Genomic DNA, 16584 nt, shown 5'->3' on the forward strand with positions numbered 1-16584 from the left:
GATAATATTTAACGCATATCGAAATTATCTCGTCAAGGCAGTCTGGAGGTCGTCCGGCTTCCCGTCGTTGGGCTCAGGCTTCACGCGCAGCAGCCGGGCCAGCAGCGGATAGACGCTGACATTGTCGAACGTCGGCAGCGTGACGCCGGGACGGAAGGCCGGGCCGTTGGCCACGAACACGGCGGCCATCTCGGGGCTATAGGGGTCAAAGCCGTGGCTCCCCAGCTCCGGCTCGCTGGGCTTGTAGTCGCGGGTCGTCAGCGTCCAGCCGGTGTCCGGCTGGCAGAAGAACGGCGCCGCGCGCGGGTTCTTTCCATAGTGATAGGGCGCCGGGATGTCGGCCTTGGCCCAGCACCGGAAATGGTCGTGGGCCTTCAGCAGGGCCGACGCGACCTCGTGCTCCCGTCCTGGGGCCGGGTAGATGGTCATGAACGCCCCGCGAGTCAGGTACCGATAGGCGTCCCCCGGCAGATGGTCGTCCATGTAGAGCGTACGGTCCGGCGACAGCTGGGCCATCCCGTGGTCCGCCACCACGATCAGGTTCGCGGGCGTCCTCCTCGCTTCCAGGCCTTCGACCAGCCGGCCGATCTGGGCGTCCACCTTGCCGACGGCGTCGTTCAGCTCCGGCGAGTCGGGGCCGAAGTCGTGGCCAGCGGTGTCCACGGTGTCGAAGTAGAGCGTCAGGAACCGTGGCCGCTCCGGAGCGGGCAGGTCCAGCAGGGCGAGCAGCCGATCGACCCGCACCTCGTTGGGCGTCGCCATGTCGAAGACCAGGAAATGGCGGGGTCGCACCCCCTGGATCGGCGCCTCCGCCCCCGGCCAGAACGCCGGCGCGGTGACGATCCCCGCCCGCTCCGCCGTCACCCAGATCGGCTCGCCCTCGTCCCACCAGCGGCGATCCTGCACGGCCTTTCGGTTCGACATCCGGAACGTCTCTCCGGGCCAGCGCGGGTCCTCAAAGGTATTCTCCACGATGCCGTTGCGGTCGGGCCGCAGGCCGGTGACCAGGGCATAGTGGTTCGGGAAGGTCTTGGACGGGAACGAGGGGCGCATCGCGGCCCGCACGCCCGCGGCGGCCAGGCCCGACAGTACGGGCGTCACGCCGCGGTCCAGGTAGTCCGGCCGGAAGCCGTCGATCGACACGAGGATGACCGGCGGCCCGCCCGGGGCCTGCATCGGGGTCGTGGCGCAGGCGGCGAGCAGGACCGCGGCGAGGACAGCGATAAGGCGAAGCATGTCCGCCACCCTATCCTCGCCCCGCGACGGTCCTGCAACGCCGCCTTCGCCCGTCGCTCAGGCCGCCGCGCGCCGCACCAGCTCGCCGAGCGGCACGTGCCCCTTCAGCGCCGGACTGGTCACGGCCTCGCCCGCTTCGAGCGCCACGGCGAAGCGCACCGCCGGATCGTCGTGGAGCCGGGTCTTGAGCGCGGCGATCTTCGGATAGTCGGCCGGATCGATCGCCTGGTGGAAGTCTGCCCAGCGAGCGACCCCCACGAACAGCGCGTCCGCCAGCGTCGGGCGACCGCCCAGGAGGTAGGGCCCCTTCCCGATCATCGCCTCCAGCTTGCGGTGGCGGTCGTTGACCTGCCGCCGGCCGAGGGCGCGCCAGGCGGCCTGCTGTTCGGCCGTGGCGTCCGCGGCCTCCATGGCCGCCCAGTAGGGCGCCACCGCGGCGGTGAAGCCGGTGTTGAGGAAAGCCATGTACTGGTGCAGCACGTCCGCTTCGCGCGTTCCCGGCGCGAAGCTGATCCGGCGTTCGGCGTCCCGCGCCTCCAGCCACAGCGCGATGGCCAGGGTCTCGGAAATCCGCTCGCCCCTGTCGGTGATCAGCAGCGGCGCTTCCCCTCGGCCGTTCAGCCGCAGGTAGGGCTCGGAGCGCACCTCGCCGAACAGATCGATGCGGGTCAGGCGATAGGGCTGGCCCAGCCATTCCAGGGCGGCGACGAGCCCCATGCTGCTGCCGAGCGGGTGGCCGTAGACGAGGATGGGTTCCATGGATCAGCACTCCAGGCTGTTGAACGGAACACCCAAGTAGCCACATGGAATCGGCCGGCCAAGAACGCAGAAAAGTCTGACCTGGTCACGAAAACAGGACCTTTGGAGAGGAACGGAGCGATGCAGGATCGCGTCTCGGAATGCCCGATCGAGGGGGCGATGGTGCTGCTGAGCGGCCGGTGGCGCGCGCTGATCCTCTACTATCTGTCGAAGGGCTCCATGCGCTTCAACGCCCTGCGCCGGGCCAACGCCGGAATCTCGCAGCAGATGCTGACCCGCGAGCTGCGGGCGCTGGAGGATGGGGGCGTCATCTCCCGGACCGCCTTTCCCGAGGTCCCTCCGCGGGTCGAGTACGCGCTCACCGAGGCGGGCGAGGGGCTGATGCCGGTCATCGACGCCCTGGGCGCCTGGTGGTCGCAGACCGAGGCCCGCCGCGCCGAGGCGGCCTAGGAAAGCAAAAGGCCCCGGAAGTCGCCTTCCGGGGCCTCGCATATTTCAGTCGCGTGCGCGGCCTATTCGTCGCCGCCGAAGCCGGCTTCGGCGGTCGGGCCCGAGTCCTTGCCCTTCTCGGCGGGATCGCGGTCGACCAGCTCGATCACGGCCATGGCCGCGTTGTCGCCGTGACGGAAACCCGCCTTCAGCACGCGGATGTAGCCGCCCTGGCGGTTGGCGTAGCGCGGGCCCAGCACGGCGAACAGCTTGCCGACCTGCTCCACGTCCCGCACCTGGCTGATCGCCTGGCGGCGGGCGTGCAGCGTGCCGCGCTTGCCCAGGGTGATCAGCTTCTCGACGAAGGGGCGGAGCTCCTTGGCCTTCGGCAGGGTGGTGACGATCTGCTCGTGCTTGATCAGGCTGGCCGACATGTTGGCGAACATGGCGGTGCGGTGGGCGGACGTACGGCCCAGTTTGCGGTGGGCTTTACCGTGACGCATCTCGTATCTCCTGAGCCACCTGGGCCCACCGGACGCTCCCGACCTTCGGGAAAGACGCCCTGCCTAACCAAGTCCCAGCCTGCTCCCGCCTGGGTCACTACGAAGCGCCGGGGCCCTCCACCGCTGTTGCGGCTTCACGAGGCCCGGGCCGCCAAGACGGCCCGGAGTCGGCGATGAAGCGGTTTACATCTGGTCTTCGAACTTCTTGGCGAGCTCTTCGATATTCTCGGGCGGCCAGTTCGGCACGTCCATCCCGAGGTGCAGACCCATCCCGGCGAGAACTTCCTTGATCTCGTTCAGCGACTTGCGGCCGAAGTTCGGGGTGCGGAGCATCTCCGCCTCGGTCTTCTGGATCAGGTCGCCGATGTAGACGATGTTGTCGTTCTTGAGGCAGTTGGCCGAACGGACGGAGAGCTCGAGCTCGTCCACCTTCTTCAGCAGCGCCGGGTTGAACGGCAGTTCCGGCTTGGCTTCGCCCTCGACCTTCTTCTTCGGCTCTTCGAAGGTGATGAAGATCTGCAGCTGGTCCTGGAGGATGCGGGCGGCGTAGGCCACCGCGTCAACGGGGCTGACCGCGCCGTTGGTTTCCACTTCCATGATCAGCTTGTCGTAGTCGAGGCTCTGGCCCTGGCGGGTGGGCTCGACACGATAGGCGACGCGCTTGACCGGGGAATAGAGGGCGTCGACGGCGATCAGGCCGATCGGGGCGTCCTCGGGACGGTTCATCTCGGCGGCGACGTAGCCCTTGCCGGTCTGGACCGTGAATTCCATGCGGACGTTCGCGCCCTCGTCCAGCGTGCAGAGCACGTGGTCGGGGTTGAGGATCTCGATATCCGAGGGAGCCTCGATCTGGCCGGCGGTCACCGGGCCGGGGCCCGTGGCGCGCAGGGTCATGCGCTTCGGACCCTCGGCGTGCATGCGCAGGGCCAGTTGCTTGATGTTCAGGACGATGTCGACGACGTCCTCGCGGACGCCTTCCAGCGAGGAGAACTCGTGGACCACGCCGTCGATCTGCACCGCGGTCACGGCCGCGCCCTGCAGGGAGGAGAGAAGCACGCGCCGCAGGCTATTGCCCAGGGTCACGCCGAACCCGCGTTCGAGAGGCTCGGCCACCAGACGCGCCTTGCGGCTGGCGTCGGAGCCCGTCTCGATTTGCGGCTTCTCGGGACGGATAAGCTCGTTCCAGTTTCTTTCGATCACGTGTGTCCCTCGAAAACGCAGGATCGCCGGCCGCAAACCGCGGACCGGCGTCAGGGAATTGTAGTTCTAACGACTAGACGCGCCGGCGCTTGGGCGGACGGCAGCCGTTGTGCGGGATAGGGGTCACGTCCCGGATAGTGGTGATCGTCATACCGACCGCCTGCAGGGCGCGGAGCGCGGATTCACGGCCCGAGCCGGGGCCCGAGACGTTGACTTCCAGCGTGCGCACGCCGTGTTCGGCGGCCTTACGGCCGGCGTCCTCGGCCGCCATCTGCGCGGCATAGGGCGTCGACTTACGCGAACCCTTGAAACCCATCAGGCCGGCGCTGGACCAGGAGATCGTGTTCCCCTGGGCGTCGGTGATGGTGATCATCGTATTGTTGAACGAGGCGTTCACGTGCGCCACGCCCGAGGTGATGTTCTTACGCTCGCGCCGTTTGACGCGCGCCGGTTCCTTGGCCATCGACTAGCTCTCTTACTTCTTCTTGCCGGCGATCGGCTTGGCCGGACCCTTGCGGGTGCGGGCGTTGGTGTGGGTGCGCTGGCCGCGGACCGGCAGGCCCTTGCGGTGACGCAGGCCGCGATAGCAGGCCAGGTCCATCAGGCGCTTGATGTTGACCGCGGTGTCGCGGCGCAGGTCGCCTTCGACCATATAGTCGCGGTCGATCGTCTCGCGGATCTGCAGGACTTCCGCATCCGTCAGCTGATTGACGCGCCGGGCGTCCTCGATGCCGACCTTGCTGACAATCTCGCGGGCTTTCGCCTCGCCGATGCCATGGATGTACTGCAGCGCGATCACGACGCGCTTGTTCGTGGGAATGTTGACGCCAGCGATACGGGCCACGTAGGTATTCTCCTGATCACGCAAGAAAAGCGCAAACGGCGCCCCGGCCCCTAGCTGCCATAGGCATAGGCCGGCGCGTCCTTCGCGCTCTTTCGCGGAAGCGCTTCGTTATATGGATAGGGGTATGCCCGTCAATGGCGGAAACGCGCAAATGTGAACGAAATGCTGCACGCGCAAGGGGGTGTGCGCCCCGCACGGCTTCGCCACGCCGGTTTCCGCATCCGGCAGGTGAAAGCAAAGCATGAGTAGGGCCGATCCGCAATCGGCCAGGGGCGATCAGCCGCGCACCTTGTCGAGGGCGCCGTCGATGCCGGCGGCCACGGATTCGATCGACCCCATGCCGTCGACCTCCACCAGCTTCCCCTGCCCCGCGTAGTACGGCAGCAGCGGCGCGGTGTTGGCGTTGTAGGCGTCCAGGCGCACCACGAAGCTCTCAGGATTGTCGTCCGGACGGCCCGACTCGGCGAAGCGGCCGGCGATGCGCTGCTTCAGCGCCTCGTCGTCGACCTTCAGGCGCAGGACGAGGTCGATCTTCCGGCCGCGCCCGGCCAGCATCTTGTCCAGCGCTTCGGCCTGGGCCAGCGTGCGCGGGAAGCCGTCGAAGATCGCGCCGCCGGCGGCGTCCGCCTCGGGCAGCCGCGATTCGATCAGCTCGATGACGATCTCGTCCGAGACCAGCTCGCCCCGCTGCATGATGCCCTCGACGCGCTTGCCCAACTCCGAGCCGGACGCGATGGCCGCCCGCAGCATGTCGCCGGTGGAGAGCTGGACCATGTTTCGGCCCTCGACCAGGCGCTTGGCCTGGGTGCCCTTCCCCGCGGCCGGAGGCCCGAACAGAATCAGGTTCATAGCGATCCCCTCACCCAGCGCTCTTGATGGCGCCGTCCCGCAACGTCACCCAAGGCGACCGTTCTAGCGCCGGCCGCCGCGCAGCTTCGACTTCTTGATCAGCCCCTCGTACTGGTGCGCCAGCAGGTGCGACTGGATCTGCGCCACCGTATCCATGGTGACGCTGACCACGATCAGCAGCGAGGTGCCGCCCATGTAGAACTGGGTCCCCGTGAAGCGCATCAGGCCTTCCGGCACAAGGCACACCAGGGTGATGTACGCCGCGCCGATGACAGTCAGGCGCGTCAGCACGAAGTCGAGGTACTCGGCCGTCCGCTTGCCGGGCCGGATGCCCGGCAGGAAGCCGCCGTATTTGCGCAAGTTCTCCGCCGTGTCTTCCGGGTTGAACACGACCGAGGTGTAGAAGAAGCAGAAGAAGATGATCAGGGCGCCGTAGAGCACCATGAACAGCGGCTGGCCGTGCTGGAGCTGGCCCACCGCGAGCGGCATCCACTGCAGCCATTCCGGCAGGTTCGCGGTCGCCGCGAAGCCCATGACGGTCGCCGGCAGCAGCAGCAGCGACGAGGCGAAGATCGGCGGGATCACGCCCGAGGTGTTGATCTTCAGCGGCAGGAACGAGGTGTCGCCGCCGAACATGCGGTTGCCGACCTGGCGCTTGGGGTACTGCACCAGCAGCCGACGCTGCGAGCGCTCCATGAACACGATCGCCACGGTGATCGCCACGACCAGGATGAGCATCAGGAACAGGGTCCCGGAGTTCATCGAGCCGGTGCGGGTCAGTTCCAGCGCCTGGAACAGGTACTGCGGCAGGACCGCGACGATGCCCGCGAAGATCAGCAGCGAGATGCCGTTGCCCACGCCGCGGCTGGTGATCTGCTCGCCCAGCCACATCAGGAACATGGTGCCGCCCGTCAGGGTGACGACGGTGGAGACGATGAAGAAGATGCCGGGATTCTCGACCAGGCCGGGGCTCTGCGACAGGCCGGCGGCGATGCCGAAGGACTGGAACACCGCCAGCGCCACGGTCAGGTAGCGGGTGTACTGGTTGAGCGCCTTGCGCCCCGCCTCCCCGCCTTCCTTCCGCAGCTTCTCCCACGGCGGGTACACCGTGCCGAGCAGCTGCACGATGATCGAGGCCGAGATGTACGGCATCACGTTCAGGGCGAAGATGGCCATCCGTTCGACGGCGCCGCCCGAGAACATGTTGAACATGCCCAGGATGCCCTGGGCCTGGCCCGAGAACGCCTGCTGGAACGCGACCGGATCGATGCCGGGGATTGGGATGTAGGTGCCCAGGCGATAGACGATCAGCGCCCAGAGCGTGAACCAGATGCGCTTGTGAAGCTCCGTCGCCTTGCGGAAGGCGTCGAAGTTCAGATTGGCGGCGAGCTGTTCTGCGGCCGAAGCCATTCAGCAAATCCCCTGACTCATGATCCCGCTGAAATAGGACGCGCCGGCCTCAGATGCGAGGCCGGCATCGTCGCGGGACGCCTTAGGCTTCTTCGGCCTTGGCTTCGACCTTGGTCGTGGTCAGCGAGCCGCCGGCCCCTTCGACGGCCGCACGGGCCGAGGCGGTGGCGGAATAGACGGTGAGATTGAGCTTGGACTTGCACTCGCCCTCACCCAGCAGCTTCACGCCGTCCTTGACGCGGCGGATGACGCCGGCCTTCAGCAGCGCGTCAGCGTCGATGGCGCCCTTGACGTCGAGCTTGCCAGCTTCGATCGCCTGCTCGATGCGCCACAGGTTCACCTCGGCGAAGTCCTTGCGGTTGCGCGAGTTGAAGCCGCGCTTCGGCATGCGCATGTGCAGCGGCATCTGGCCGCCTTCGAAGCCGTGGATCGACACGCCGGAGCGCGCCTTCTGGCCCTTCACGCCGCGACCGGCGGTCTTACCCTTGCCCGAACCCGGGCCGCGGCCGACACGCATGCGGTTCTTGGTGGAGCCCTCGCGCGGGGCGAGATCGTTGAGCTTGGTCATGTGCCTCTCCTTGGAGATCTGGCGCCGGGGCGAAGGCCCCGACTCGGCGGATGTGTTTCCCGGCGGCGTGGAAGGCTTAGCCCTCCACGACCTCCACCAGGTGGGCGACCTTGGCCACCATGCCGCGAACGGACGGGGTGTCTTCCAGGGTCGAAGTGCGGCCCAGCTTGTTCAGGCCGAGGCCCGCCAGGGTCGCACGCTGGTCCTTGGCCCGACGGATCGGGCTGCCGGTTTGACGGACCTTGAGCGTCTTCTTGTCGGCCATGAGCTTAACCTTCCGCGTCCGCGACGGCCGCAGCCGCCGAGGCGCCGTCGGCGCGGCGGCCGATCACGTCGGAGACCTTCTTACCACGCTTGGCCGCCACTTGGCGGGGCGAGGACTGAGCCTTCAGCGCTTCGAACGTCGCGCGCACCATGTTGTAGGGGTTGGACGAGCCGACCGACTTGCCGACCACGTCCTGGACGCCCAGGGTTTCCAGCACCGCGCGCATCGGGCCGCCGGCGATGACGCCGGTGCCGGGAGGCGCCGCGCGGACCATCACCTTGCCCGCGCCCCAACGGCCGTTGCCGTCGTGGTGCAGGGTGCGGCTTTCGCGCAGCGGCACGCGGATCATCGACTTCTTGGCTTCTTCGGTCGCCTTGCGGATGGCTTCCGGCACTTCACGCGCCTTGCCGTGACCGAAGCCCACGCGGCCCTTCTGGTCGCCCACAACCATGAGGGCGGCGAAGGAGAACCGGCGGCCGCCCTTCACGGTGGCCGCGACGCGGTTGATGTGCACCAGCTTTTCGACGATTTCGCTGTCGCGTTCTTCTTCGGGGTTACGATTGCGACGATCGCCGCGCTGTTCGTCTCTGCGAGCCATGATCGTTTCCTTAGAAGTTCAGGCCGGCTTCGCGCGCGGCGTCGGCCAGGGCCTTGACCCGGCCGTGGTACAGATAGCCGCCACGATCGAACACGACGTCCTTGACGCCCTTCTCGATCGCGCGCTGGGCCACGAGGGCGCCGACCTTGGCGGCGGCGTCCTTGTCGGAACCCTTGATCTTGGCCTTCTTCTCGCCTTCCAGCGAGGAGGCGGCCGCGAGCGTCACGCCGTTCTCATCATCGATGACCTGGGCGTAGATGTTCTTGGCCGACCGGAAGATCGACAGGCGCGGGCGACCGTTCGCCACCTTCTTGAGGTGGTTGCGGACGCGCTGGGCGCGACGAAGGGTGGAGTCACGGGGAGAGAGCGCCATGGCTTACTTCTTCTTGCCTTCTTTGCGCCGGACCTTTTCGCCCGCGTAACGCACGCCCTTGCCCTTGTAGGGTTCCGGCGGACGGATGCGGCGGATCCGGGCGGCGGTTTCGCCGACCATCTGCTTGTCGATGCCCGAAATCTTGATCTCGGTCTGCTTCGGCACGACGAACGTGATGCCCGCCGGCGGCGGGATGTCGACGTCGTGGCTGAAGCCGAGCTGCATGGAGAGCGCCTGGCCCTTCATCGCGGCGCGGTAGCCGACGCCGACCAGTTCGAGGGTCTGCTCATAGCCCTGGGTCACGCCCTGGACCATGTTGGCGACCAGCGTCCGGGACAGGCCCCACATCGCTTGCGCGCGCTGGGTGTCCTGGCGCTTCGCGAGCGTCAGCTCGCCGCCTTCCTGCTTGATCTCGATCTCTTCGGCCACCGTCCAGGCGAGTTGCCCCTTGGGGCCCTTCACCGTGACCGTCTGGCCGTCGATGGTCACCGTGACCCCACTCGGGACGGCGACCGCCTTCTTTCCGATACGGGACATCCTAGTAGACCCTGCAGAGCACTTCGCCGCCCACGTTCGCGTCACGCGCGGCCGTGTCCGACATGACGCCCTTCGGCGTCGACAGGATCGAGATCCCGAGGCCGTTCTTCACGGGCTTCAGGTCCTTGATCGACGAATAGACGCGGCGGCCGGGCTTCGACACGCGGCTGATCTCCACGATGACCGGCTGGCCATCGAAGTACTTCAGCTCGATCTCGAACTCCGGGAAGGCGCCGGGCTTTTCCACGAGGTGGTAGCCACGGATGTAGCCTTCGTCGGCCAGCACATCGAGGACGCGCGCACGCATCTTCGAGGCCGGAGCGTTCAGCTTCGACCGGCCGCGCATGGCGGCGTTTTTGATCCGGGCGATCAGATCGCCGATGGGGTCGTTGACCATCTTGACCCTCCCCTTACCAGCTCGACTTGACGAGGCCGGGGATCAGCCCAGCGGACCCGAGGTCGCGCAGGGAAATCCGGCTCATCTTCAGCTTGCGATAGTACGCACGCGGGCGACCGGTCACTTCGCAACGGTTGCGAATCCGGGTCTTGGACGAGTTGCGCGGCAGCTCGGCCAGCTTGAGGCGGGCGTCGAAACGCTCCTCCAGCGGCAGGCTCTCGTTGTTCGCAGTCGCCTTGAGCGCAGCGCGCTTCGCGGCGTGCTGCTTCACGAGTTGCTTGACCCGTTCGTTGCGATTGACAGCGCTTTTCTTGGCCATGTGTCTGTTCCTTCCCGCCGCTTAAGCTTGCGCTTGGACGAACGGGAACTGGAATTCCCGAAGAAGCTCGCGAGCTTCGTCGTCGGTCTTCGCAGTCGTGGTGACGATGATGTCCATGCCCCAGACCTGGTCGATCTGGTCGTAGTTGATCTCCGGGAACACGATGTGCTCCTTCAGACCCATGGCGTAGTTGCCGCGGCCATCGAAGGACGTGGGCTTCAGGCCCCGGAAGTCCTTCACGCGCGGCAGCGCGATGGTGATCAGACGGTCGAGGAACTCGTACATCTGGTCCTTGCGGAGGGTAACCTTGCAGCCCACCGTCATGCCTTCGCGCAGCTTGAAGCCGGCGATCGACGTGCGGGCCTTGGTGGCCACCGGCTTCTGGCCGGCGATCTTCGCCAGGTCAGCGATAGCCGAGTTGATCTTCTTTGAATCCGCGACGGCCTCGCCCACCCCCATGTTGATGACGATCTTGTCCAACTTGGGGATCTGCATCTCGTTGGTGTAGCCGAAACGCTCCTTCATCGCCGCGCGGATGCGCTGGCGATACTCGGACTTCAGCCGCGGTTCGTAAGCTTGCTCAGCCATTGATCACCTCGCCGGTCGTCTTGGCGAACCGGACCTTCTTGTCGCCTTCCACGCGGAAACCGACGCGGGTCGGCTTGCCGGCGGAGTCCACGACGGCCACGTTCGACAGGTGGAGCGACGCTTCCTTGTGCTTGATGCCGCCTTGCGGATCGAGCTGGGACGGACGGGTATGGCGCTGGACCATGTTCAGGCCCGACACCAGGACACGCTGCTCCTTGGGGAGCACCTGCAGGACGGCGCCCTGACGGCCCTTGTCCTTGCCGGTGAGGACCACAACCTGGTCCCCCTTCTTGATCTTAGCCGCCATCACAGCACCTCGGGCGCGAGCGAAATGATCTTCATGTGGTTCTTCGCGCGCAGTTCGCGGGGAACCGGGCCAAAGATCCGCGTGCCGATCGGCTCGGATTGCTTGTTCACGATCACGGCCGCGTTCTTGTCGAAGCGGATGACCGAACCGTCCTTGCGCTTGATGGCCGAGCTGGTCCGAACGACGATGGCTTGCAGCACATCGCCCTTCTTCACGCGGCCGCGCGGGATCGCTTCCTTCACGGACACGACGATCTTGTCACCAACGCCGGCGTAACGGCGCTTCGCGCCGCCCAGCACCTTGATGCACATGACCCGGCGGGCGCCGGAATTGTCGGCGACGTCCAGGTTAGTTTGCATCTGGATCATGGATCAGATCCCTTACGCTTGGGCCGCGCTGCCAACCGGCAGCACTTCCCAGGTTTTTGTCTTCGACTTCGGGGCGCATTCGATGATGCGCACCTTGTCACCGGCCTTGTAGGCATTGGCCTCGTCGTGGGCGTGGTACTTCTTCGACCGGCGGACGGTCTTCTTCAGCACCGGATGCAGGAAGGTCCGTTCGACCTTCACCACGATCGTCTTGTCGCCCTTGTCGGAGACGACCTCGCCTTCAAGAATTCGCTTGGGCATTTGTCGCTTCTCCTCAGGCCTGAGCCTGCTTGCCGCGCAGGACCGTCTTGATGCGCGCGATATCCTTGCGCACCTGGTCCACACGGTGGGTCTTCTCGATCTGGCCGGTCGCCTTCTGGAAGCGCAGGTTGAACTGCTCCTTCTTCAGGGAGACGAGCTGGTCGGCCAGTTGATCGGGGGTGAGGCCCCGGACTTCTTCAATCTTCATCACGCGTGCTCCGCGACGGGTGCGTCGATGCGCGTCACGATGCGGGTCTTCACCGGAAGCTTCGCCGCGCCGAGGCGCAGGGCTTCACGGGCCACATCGTCCGGCACGCCGTCGATTTCGAACATGATCCGGCCGGGGTGAACCCGGGCGGCCCAGAACTCCACCGCGCCCTTGCCCTTACCCATCCGGACTTCGGCCGGCTTGCCGGTCACGGGAACGTCCGGATAGATCCGGATCCACACCCGGCCTTGGCGCTTCATCTGGCGGGTGATCGCGCGGCGGGCCGCTTCGATCTGACGCGCCGTGATGCGCTCGGGCTCCACCGACTTCAGGCCATAGGAGCCGAAGTTGAGCGTGAAGCCGCCCTTGGCCAGGCCGTGGATGCGGCCCTTGAACTGCTTGCGGTACTTGGTCTTCTTCGGAGACAGCATCTCTTCGGATCCTTAGGCGTTCGCCGGTTCACGGCGATCGCGGCGGGGGCCGCGGTCCGAGCGATCACCGCGTTCGCGGCCACCGCCTTCGCCAGCCGGACCGCTTTCGCTGGCCAGGCGCTTGTCGAGGGCCATCGGGTCGTGGTCGAGGACCTCGCCCTTGAAGACCCACACCTTCACACCGATGATGCCGTAGGTGGTCTTGGCTTCGGTGAAACCGTAGTCCACGTCGGCGCGCAGGGTGTGCAGCGGCACACGGCCTTCGCGATACCATTCCATCCGCGCGATTTCGGCGCCGCCCAGGCGGCCCGAGACGTTGATGCGGACGCCCTTTGCGCCGAGGCGCATGGCCGACTGCATCGAACGCTTCATGGCGCGGCGGAAGGCGACCCGGCGCTCGAGCTGCTGGGCGATGTTCTCGGCCACCAGCTGGGCGTCGGTTTCCGGCTTGCGGATTTCGACGATGTTCAGGTGCACCTCGCCGTCCGTCATGGCGGCGATGTCCTTGCGCAGCTTGTCGATGTCCGCGCCCTTCTTGCCGATGATCACGCCGGGGCGCGCGGCATAGATGGTGATGCGGCACTTCTTGTGCGGGCGCTCGATGATGATGCGCGAGACACCGGCCTGGTACAGCTTCTTCTTCAGAGCGCGCCGGACCTTGATGTCTTCGTGCAGCAGGCGACCGTACTCGGGACCGTCGGCGAACCAACGGCTGTCCCAGGTGCGGTTGATGCCGAGGCGAAGCCCGACCGGATTGATCTTCTGACCCATTAGGCGGCCTCACCCACTTCGCGGACCACGATGGTGATCTCGCTGAACGGCTTCTCGACGCGCGACGCACGACCGCGGGCGCGGGCGTGGAAGCGCTTCATCACGAGGTTCTTGCCCACGTAGGCCTCGGCGACGACCAGGGAGTCGATGTCGAGGCTGTGGTTGTTCTCGGCGTTGGAGATCGCCGAATACAGAGCCTTGCGCACATCGTTGGCGATGCGCTTGGAGCTGAACTCGAGCTCGTTGAGGGCGCGTTGCACCTTCAGGCCGCGGATGGACTGGGCCACGAGATTGAGCTTCCGGGGGCTGATGCGGATGGTCCGCACCTTCGCCACCGCTTCGGCAGCCGTGTATCGGCGAGCCTTGGCTTGCTTGCTCATTTACTTCCTCTTGGCCTTCTTGTCGGCCGCGTGACCGGGGAAGAAGCGGGTCGGCGCGAACTCGCCGAGCTTCATGCCCACCATGTCTTCCGAGACGAGCACCGGGACGTGCTTCTGGCCGTTGTGCACGCCGAAGGTCAGGCCCACGAACTGGGGCATGATCGTCGAGCGGCGCGACCAGGTCTTGATCACGTCCTTGCGGCCGGAGCTTTGGACGGCTTCGGCCTTCTTGAGCAGATACCCGTCGACGAACGGGCCTTTCCAAACGGAACGGGTCATGGCTTAGCGAGCCTTCCGAGCGTGACGCGAACGGATGATGAACTTATCCGTCGCCTTGTTCTTGCGGGTCTTGCGGCCCTTCGTCGGCTTGCCCCACGGGGTCACCGGGTGGCGACCGCCGGAGGTGCGGCCTTCACCGCCGCCGTGCGGGTGGTCGATCGGGTTCATGGCGACACCGCGGACGTGCGGGCGACGGCCCATGTGACGCGAACGCCCGGCCTTGCCGAGGTTCTCGTTCATGTGGTCGGGGTTCGAGACCGCGCCCACCGTCGCAATGCAGTTGTCCATGACCATGCGCAGCTCGCCCGAGTTCAGGCGGATCTGGGCGTAGCCGGCGTCACGGCCGACCAGCTGGGCATAGGCGCCGGCCGAGCGGGCGATCTGGCCGCCCTTGCCCGGCTTCATCTCCACATTGTGGATGATGGTGCCGATCGGCATGCCGCGCAGCGGCATGGCGTTGCCCGGCTTCACGTCGGCCTTCTCGGCCGCGATCACCTGGTCGCCGGTCTTCAGGCGCTGCGGGGCCAGGATGTAGGACAGCTCGCCGTCGGCGTACTTCACCAGGGCGATGAAGGCCGAACGGTTCGGGTCGTACTCCAGGCGTTCGACCGTCGCGGGGACGTCAAACTTCCGGCGCTTGAAGTCCACGATGCGATAGAGGCGCTTGGCGCCGCCGCCGCGGAAGCGAACCGCGATGCGGCCATTGCCGCCACGGCCACCCGACTTGGTCAGGCCCTCGACGAGGGACTTCTCCGGGCGGCCCTTGTGGAGCTCGGACTTGTCGACCAGGACCAGCTGACGGCGGCCCGGCGACGTGGGATTGAATTGCTTCAAGGCCATCGGATCAGAGCCCCGTGGTGATGTCGATCGACTGGCCTTCGGCCAGCGTCACGATCGCTTTCTTGACGTCCGAGCGCTTGCCCATGATGCCGCGGAACCGCTTGGTCTTGCCCTTCACGTTGATCGTATTGACCTTCGTGACGTTGACCTTGAACAGCGCCTCGACCGCAGCGGCGATCTCGTCCTTCGAAGCGTCGCCGGCAACCCGGAAGACGACCTTGTTCTGCTCCGAGAGCAGCGTGGCCTTTTCCGTGATGATCGGAGACAGGATGGTGTCGTAGTGACGAACGGTGGGTTCGACGGCCATTACGCGGCCTCCTCAGGCTGGAAGCGCGCCTGGATCGCAGCGACCGCATCCTTGGTCAGGACCAGGGTGCGGCGGCGCAGCACGTCATAGACGTTCAGGCCGGCGTTCGGCAGCACGTCGACGTTCGGGATGTTCCGAGCGGCGAGCTTGAAGTTGTTGTCGACGTCCACGCCCGCGATGAACAGGGCGTGGGTGATGCCGATCTTGCCGAGCTGGTCGCGCAGGGCGGCCGTCTTCGGATTTTCGATCGCCACGTTGTCGACGATGATGAGCGAGCCGTCCTTGGCCTTCGAGGACAGCGCGTGGCGCAGGGCCAGGGCGCGGACCTTCTTGGGCAGGTCGAAGGCGTGGCTGCGGACGACCGGACCGTGGGCCCGGGCGCCGCCGACGAACTGGGCCGCCCGGCGCGAGCCGTGACGGGCGCCGCCGGTGCCCTTCTGCTTGTACATCTTCTTGGAGGTCCGGGAGACTTCGTTCCGGACCTGGACCTTGTGGTTGCCCGAGCGGCGCTTGGCGAGTTGCCAGGTGACGCAGCGCTGCAGGATGTCGGCGCGGATCTCTTCGATGCCGAAGATGTCGTCGGGAAGCTCGATCGAGCCGCCCTTCCCGCCGTCCAGCTTGATGACGTCGAGTTTCATTACGCTTGATCCCCAGCTTCGGTCGCGGCGGCGTCTTCTGCCGGCGCTTCGGTCACCGCGGGCTCCTCGGCGGGCGTCTCCGCCGCGGCCTGGGCCGGGGTCGGTTGGCCAGCGCCACGGAAGGCGCCCGGCTTCGGGGCGTCCGCCGGCAGGGCCGACTTCACCGCGTCGCGGATCTTCACGAACGTGCCTTCGGTGCCGGGCACGGAGCCCTTCACCAGGATCAGGCCGCGCTCGACGTCCACACGCCAGACGGTGACGTTGAGGGTGGTGACGGTTTCCTGGCCGAGGTGACCGGCCATCTTCTTGCCCTTGAAGGTGCGGCCCGGATCCTGACGCTGGCCGGTCGAACCGTGCGAGCGGTGGGAGACGGACACACCGTGGGTGGCGCGCAGGCCCCCGAAGTTCCAGCGCTTCATGGCGCCGGCGAAGCCCTTACCGACCGTCGTCGCGGTGACGTCGATCTTCTGGCCCGGGAGGAAGTGGTCGGCGGTGATTTCCGCGCCCACGTCGATGAGGTTGTCCTCGGACACCCGGAACTCGACCAGCTTGTGCTTCGGCTCCACCTCGCCCTTGGCGAAGTGGCCGCGCATGGCCTTGGAGGTGTTCTTCGGCTTCTTGGAGCCCGCACCCAGCTGGAGGGCGACGTAGCCGTCCTTGTCCTGGGTGCGCTGGGCGACGACCTGACAGCCCTCGAGGCTGAGCACGGTCACCGGTACGTGGGCGCCGGCTTCGTCGAAGAAGCGGGCCATACCGAGTTTCTTGGCGATTACGCCGGTTCGCATCGGATCAATCCCCTTAGAGCTTGATCTCGACGTCCACGCCGGCGGACAGGTCGAGCTTCATCAGCGCGTCCACGGTCTGCGGGGTGGGGTCGACGATATCGAGCACGCGCTTGTGCGTGCGGATTTCGAACTGC

At 66.4% G+C, this 16584-nt stretch carries 30 protein-coding genes; 1 reads left to right on the forward strand and 29 read right to left on the reverse strand.

Annotated elements, in window-relative coordinates; all coding sequences use genetic code 11:
* Positions 1-24: 24 nt before the first annotated feature.
* Together EPO51_RS18835 and EPO51_RS18840 are read right to left on the reverse strand one after the other, a co-directional pair.
* Complete coding sequence (locus EPO51_RS18835; protein ID WP_293353369.1) at positions 25-1236, reverse strand: alkaline phosphatase family protein; 1212 nt, start codon at positions 1234-1236, stop codon at positions 25-27.
* A gap of 57 nt (positions 1237-1293) precedes the next feature.
* The gene (locus tag EPO51_RS18840) at positions 1294-1995 is read right to left on the reverse strand and encodes a glutathione S-transferase family protein (RefSeq protein ID WP_293353371.1); all 702 of its coding nucleotides are present in this window, start codon (positions 1993-1995) and stop codon (positions 1294-1296) included.
* A 120-nt stretch (positions 1996-2115) separates the two neighbouring features.
* On the opposite strand from EPO51_RS18840, the gene EPO51_RS18845 reads away from it, so the two are divergent.
* A complete protein-coding gene (locus EPO51_RS18845; protein WP_293353373.1) occupies positions 2116-2445 on the forward strand; it encodes a winged helix-turn-helix transcriptional regulator in 330 nt (109 codons plus the stop codon).
* 62 nt (positions 2446-2507) lie between these two features.
* Here EPO51_RS18845 and rplQ read toward each other — a convergent pair whose 3' ends face one another.
* From rplQ to EPO51_RS18980, 27 genes are all read right to left on the reverse strand, one after another.
* Positions 2508-2927, reverse strand: a complete 420-nt coding sequence (gene rplQ, locus EPO51_RS18850) for a 50S ribosomal protein L17 (protein WP_293353375.1) — start codon at positions 2925-2927, stop codon at positions 2508-2510.
* Between the two features lie 183 nt (positions 2928-3110).
* Positions 3111-4127 (reverse strand): DNA-directed RNA polymerase subunit alpha, encoded by a 1017-nt coding sequence (locus EPO51_RS18855; protein ID WP_293353377.1) that lies wholly within the window; start codon positions 4125-4127, stop codon positions 3111-3113.
* 73 nt (positions 4128-4200) lie between these two features.
* Positions 4201-4590, reverse strand: coding sequence for a 30S ribosomal protein S11 (gene rpsK, locus EPO51_RS18860; RefSeq protein ID WP_293353380.1), 390 nt, complete (start codon positions 4588-4590; stop codon positions 4201-4203).
* Between the two features lie 12 nt (positions 4591-4602).
* Positions 4603-4971 (reverse strand): 30S ribosomal protein S13, encoded by a 369-nt coding sequence (gene rpsM / locus EPO51_RS18865; RefSeq protein WP_293353382.1) that lies wholly within the window; start codon positions 4969-4971, stop codon positions 4603-4605.
* 276 nt (positions 4972-5247) lie between these two features.
* On the reverse strand, positions 5248-5820 hold the full coding sequence (locus tag EPO51_RS18870) for an adenylate kinase (RefSeq protein WP_293353384.1): 573 nt from the start codon (positions 5818-5820) through the stop codon (positions 5248-5250).
* Between the two features lie 63 nt (positions 5821-5883).
* The gene (gene secY, locus EPO51_RS18875; protein WP_293353386.1) at positions 5884-7230 is read right to left on the reverse strand and encodes a preprotein translocase subunit SecY; all 1347 of its coding nucleotides are present in this window, start codon (positions 7228-7230) and stop codon (positions 5884-5886) included.
* 82 nt (positions 7231-7312) lie between these two features.
* Positions 7313-7798: a 50S ribosomal protein L15 gene (gene rplO, locus EPO51_RS18880; protein WP_293353388.1), complete on the reverse strand. Its 486-nt coding sequence runs from the start codon at positions 7796-7798 to the stop codon at positions 7313-7315.
* Between the two features lie 76 nt (positions 7799-7874).
* Positions 7875-8063, reverse strand: a complete 189-nt coding sequence (gene rpmD, locus EPO51_RS18885) for a 50S ribosomal protein L30 (RefSeq protein WP_293353390.1) — start codon at positions 8061-8063, stop codon at positions 7875-7877.
* Between the two features lie 4 nt (positions 8064-8067).
* Positions 8068-8661, reverse strand: a complete 594-nt coding sequence (rpsE, locus tag EPO51_RS18890) for a 30S ribosomal protein S5 (protein WP_293353392.1) — start codon at positions 8659-8661, stop codon at positions 8068-8070.
* Between the two features lie 10 nt (positions 8662-8671).
* Complete coding sequence (gene rplR / locus EPO51_RS18895; protein ID WP_293353394.1) at positions 8672-9034, reverse strand: 50S ribosomal protein L18; 363 nt, start codon at positions 9032-9034, stop codon at positions 8672-8674.
* Positions 9035-9037: 3 nt separating this feature from the next.
* The gene (rplF, locus tag EPO51_RS18900; RefSeq protein WP_293353396.1) at positions 9038-9571 is read right to left on the reverse strand and encodes a 50S ribosomal protein L6; all 534 of its coding nucleotides are present in this window, start codon (positions 9569-9571) and stop codon (positions 9038-9040) included.
* A gap of 1 nt (position 9572) precedes the next feature.
* Positions 9573-9968, reverse strand: a complete 396-nt coding sequence (gene rpsH, locus EPO51_RS18905; protein WP_293353398.1) for a 30S ribosomal protein S8 — start codon at positions 9966-9968, stop codon at positions 9573-9575.
* Positions 9969-9981: 13 nt separating this feature from the next.
* Positions 9982-10287 carry a 30S ribosomal protein S14 gene (gene rpsN, locus EPO51_RS18910; protein ID WP_293353400.1) on the reverse strand — a complete coding sequence of 102 codons (306 nt, stop codon included), beginning with the start codon at positions 10285-10287 and terminating at the stop codon, positions 9982-9984.
* 21 nt (positions 10288-10308) lie between these two features.
* A complete protein-coding gene (gene rplE / locus EPO51_RS18915; protein WP_293353402.1) occupies positions 10309-10875 on the reverse strand; it encodes a 50S ribosomal protein L5 in 567 nt (188 codons plus the stop codon).
* Positions 10868-11182, reverse strand: a complete 315-nt coding sequence (gene rplX, locus EPO51_RS18920; protein WP_293353404.1) for a 50S ribosomal protein L24 — start codon at positions 11180-11182, stop codon at positions 10868-10870. Before rplX ends, rplE begins: the two co-directional genes overlap by 8 nt.
* The gene (gene rplN, locus EPO51_RS18925; RefSeq protein ID WP_293353406.1) at positions 11182-11550 is read right to left on the reverse strand and encodes a 50S ribosomal protein L14; all 369 of its coding nucleotides are present in this window, start codon (positions 11548-11550) and stop codon (positions 11182-11184) included. Before rplN ends, rplX begins: the two co-directional genes overlap by 1 nt.
* A 12-nt stretch (positions 11551-11562) precedes the next feature.
* Positions 11563-11811: a 30S ribosomal protein S17 gene (rpsQ, locus tag EPO51_RS18930; protein ID WP_293353408.1), complete on the reverse strand. Its 249-nt coding sequence runs from the start codon at positions 11809-11811 to the stop codon at positions 11563-11565.
* Between the two features lie 13 nt (positions 11812-11824).
* Entirely contained in the window at positions 11825-12019 is a 195-nt protein-coding gene (gene rpmC, locus EPO51_RS18935; protein ID WP_293353410.1) for a 50S ribosomal protein L29, read from the reverse strand.
* Positions 12019-12450: a 50S ribosomal protein L16 gene (gene rplP, locus EPO51_RS18940; RefSeq protein WP_293353412.1), complete on the reverse strand. Its 432-nt coding sequence runs from the start codon at positions 12448-12450 to the stop codon at positions 12019-12021. Before rplP ends, rpmC begins: the two co-directional genes overlap by 1 nt.
* Positions 12451-12462: 12 nt before the next feature.
* Complete coding sequence (gene rpsC, locus EPO51_RS18945; protein WP_293353414.1) at positions 12463-13221, reverse strand: 30S ribosomal protein S3; 759 nt, start codon at positions 13219-13221, stop codon at positions 12463-12465.
* The gene (rplV, locus tag EPO51_RS18950; RefSeq protein ID WP_293353416.1) at positions 13221-13601 is read right to left on the reverse strand and encodes a 50S ribosomal protein L22; all 381 of its coding nucleotides are present in this window, start codon (positions 13599-13601) and stop codon (positions 13221-13223) included. Before rplV ends, rpsC begins: the two co-directional genes overlap by 1 nt.
* Positions 13602-13880 carry a 30S ribosomal protein S19 gene (gene rpsS, locus EPO51_RS18955; protein WP_293353418.1) on the reverse strand — a complete coding sequence of 93 codons (279 nt, stop codon included), beginning with the start codon at positions 13878-13880 and terminating at the stop codon, positions 13602-13604.
* Between the two features lie 3 nt (positions 13881-13883).
* Positions 13884-14720: a 50S ribosomal protein L2 gene (gene rplB, locus EPO51_RS18960; protein WP_293353420.1), complete on the reverse strand. Its 837-nt coding sequence runs from the start codon at positions 14718-14720 to the stop codon at positions 13884-13886.
* A 4-nt stretch (positions 14721-14724) separates the two neighbouring features.
* Positions 14725-15027, reverse strand: a complete 303-nt coding sequence (locus EPO51_RS18965; protein ID WP_068876689.1) for a 50S ribosomal protein L23 — start codon at positions 15025-15027, stop codon at positions 14725-14727.
* Entirely contained in the window at positions 15027-15665 is a 639-nt protein-coding gene (gene rplD / locus EPO51_RS18970) for a 50S ribosomal protein L4 (RefSeq protein ID WP_293353424.1), read from the reverse strand. Before rplD ends, EPO51_RS18965 begins: the two co-directional genes overlap by 1 nt.
* The gene (gene rplC / locus EPO51_RS18975) at positions 15665-16450 is read right to left on the reverse strand and encodes a 50S ribosomal protein L3 (protein ID WP_293353426.1); all 786 of its coding nucleotides are present in this window, start codon (positions 16448-16450) and stop codon (positions 15665-15667) included. The genes rplD and rplC overlap by 1 nt, the downstream gene beginning before the upstream one ends.
* A gap of 13 nt (positions 16451-16463) precedes the next feature.
* Positions 16464-16584 (reverse strand): 30S ribosomal protein S10 (locus EPO51_RS18980; protein ID WP_293353445.1); only part of this gene is annotated, 121 nt, incomplete at its 5' end.

The sequence above is a fragment of the Phenylobacterium sp. genome (assembly GCF_004297125.1).
Lineage (GTDB): Bacteria > Pseudomonadota > Alphaproteobacteria > Caulobacterales > Caulobacteraceae > Phenylobacterium.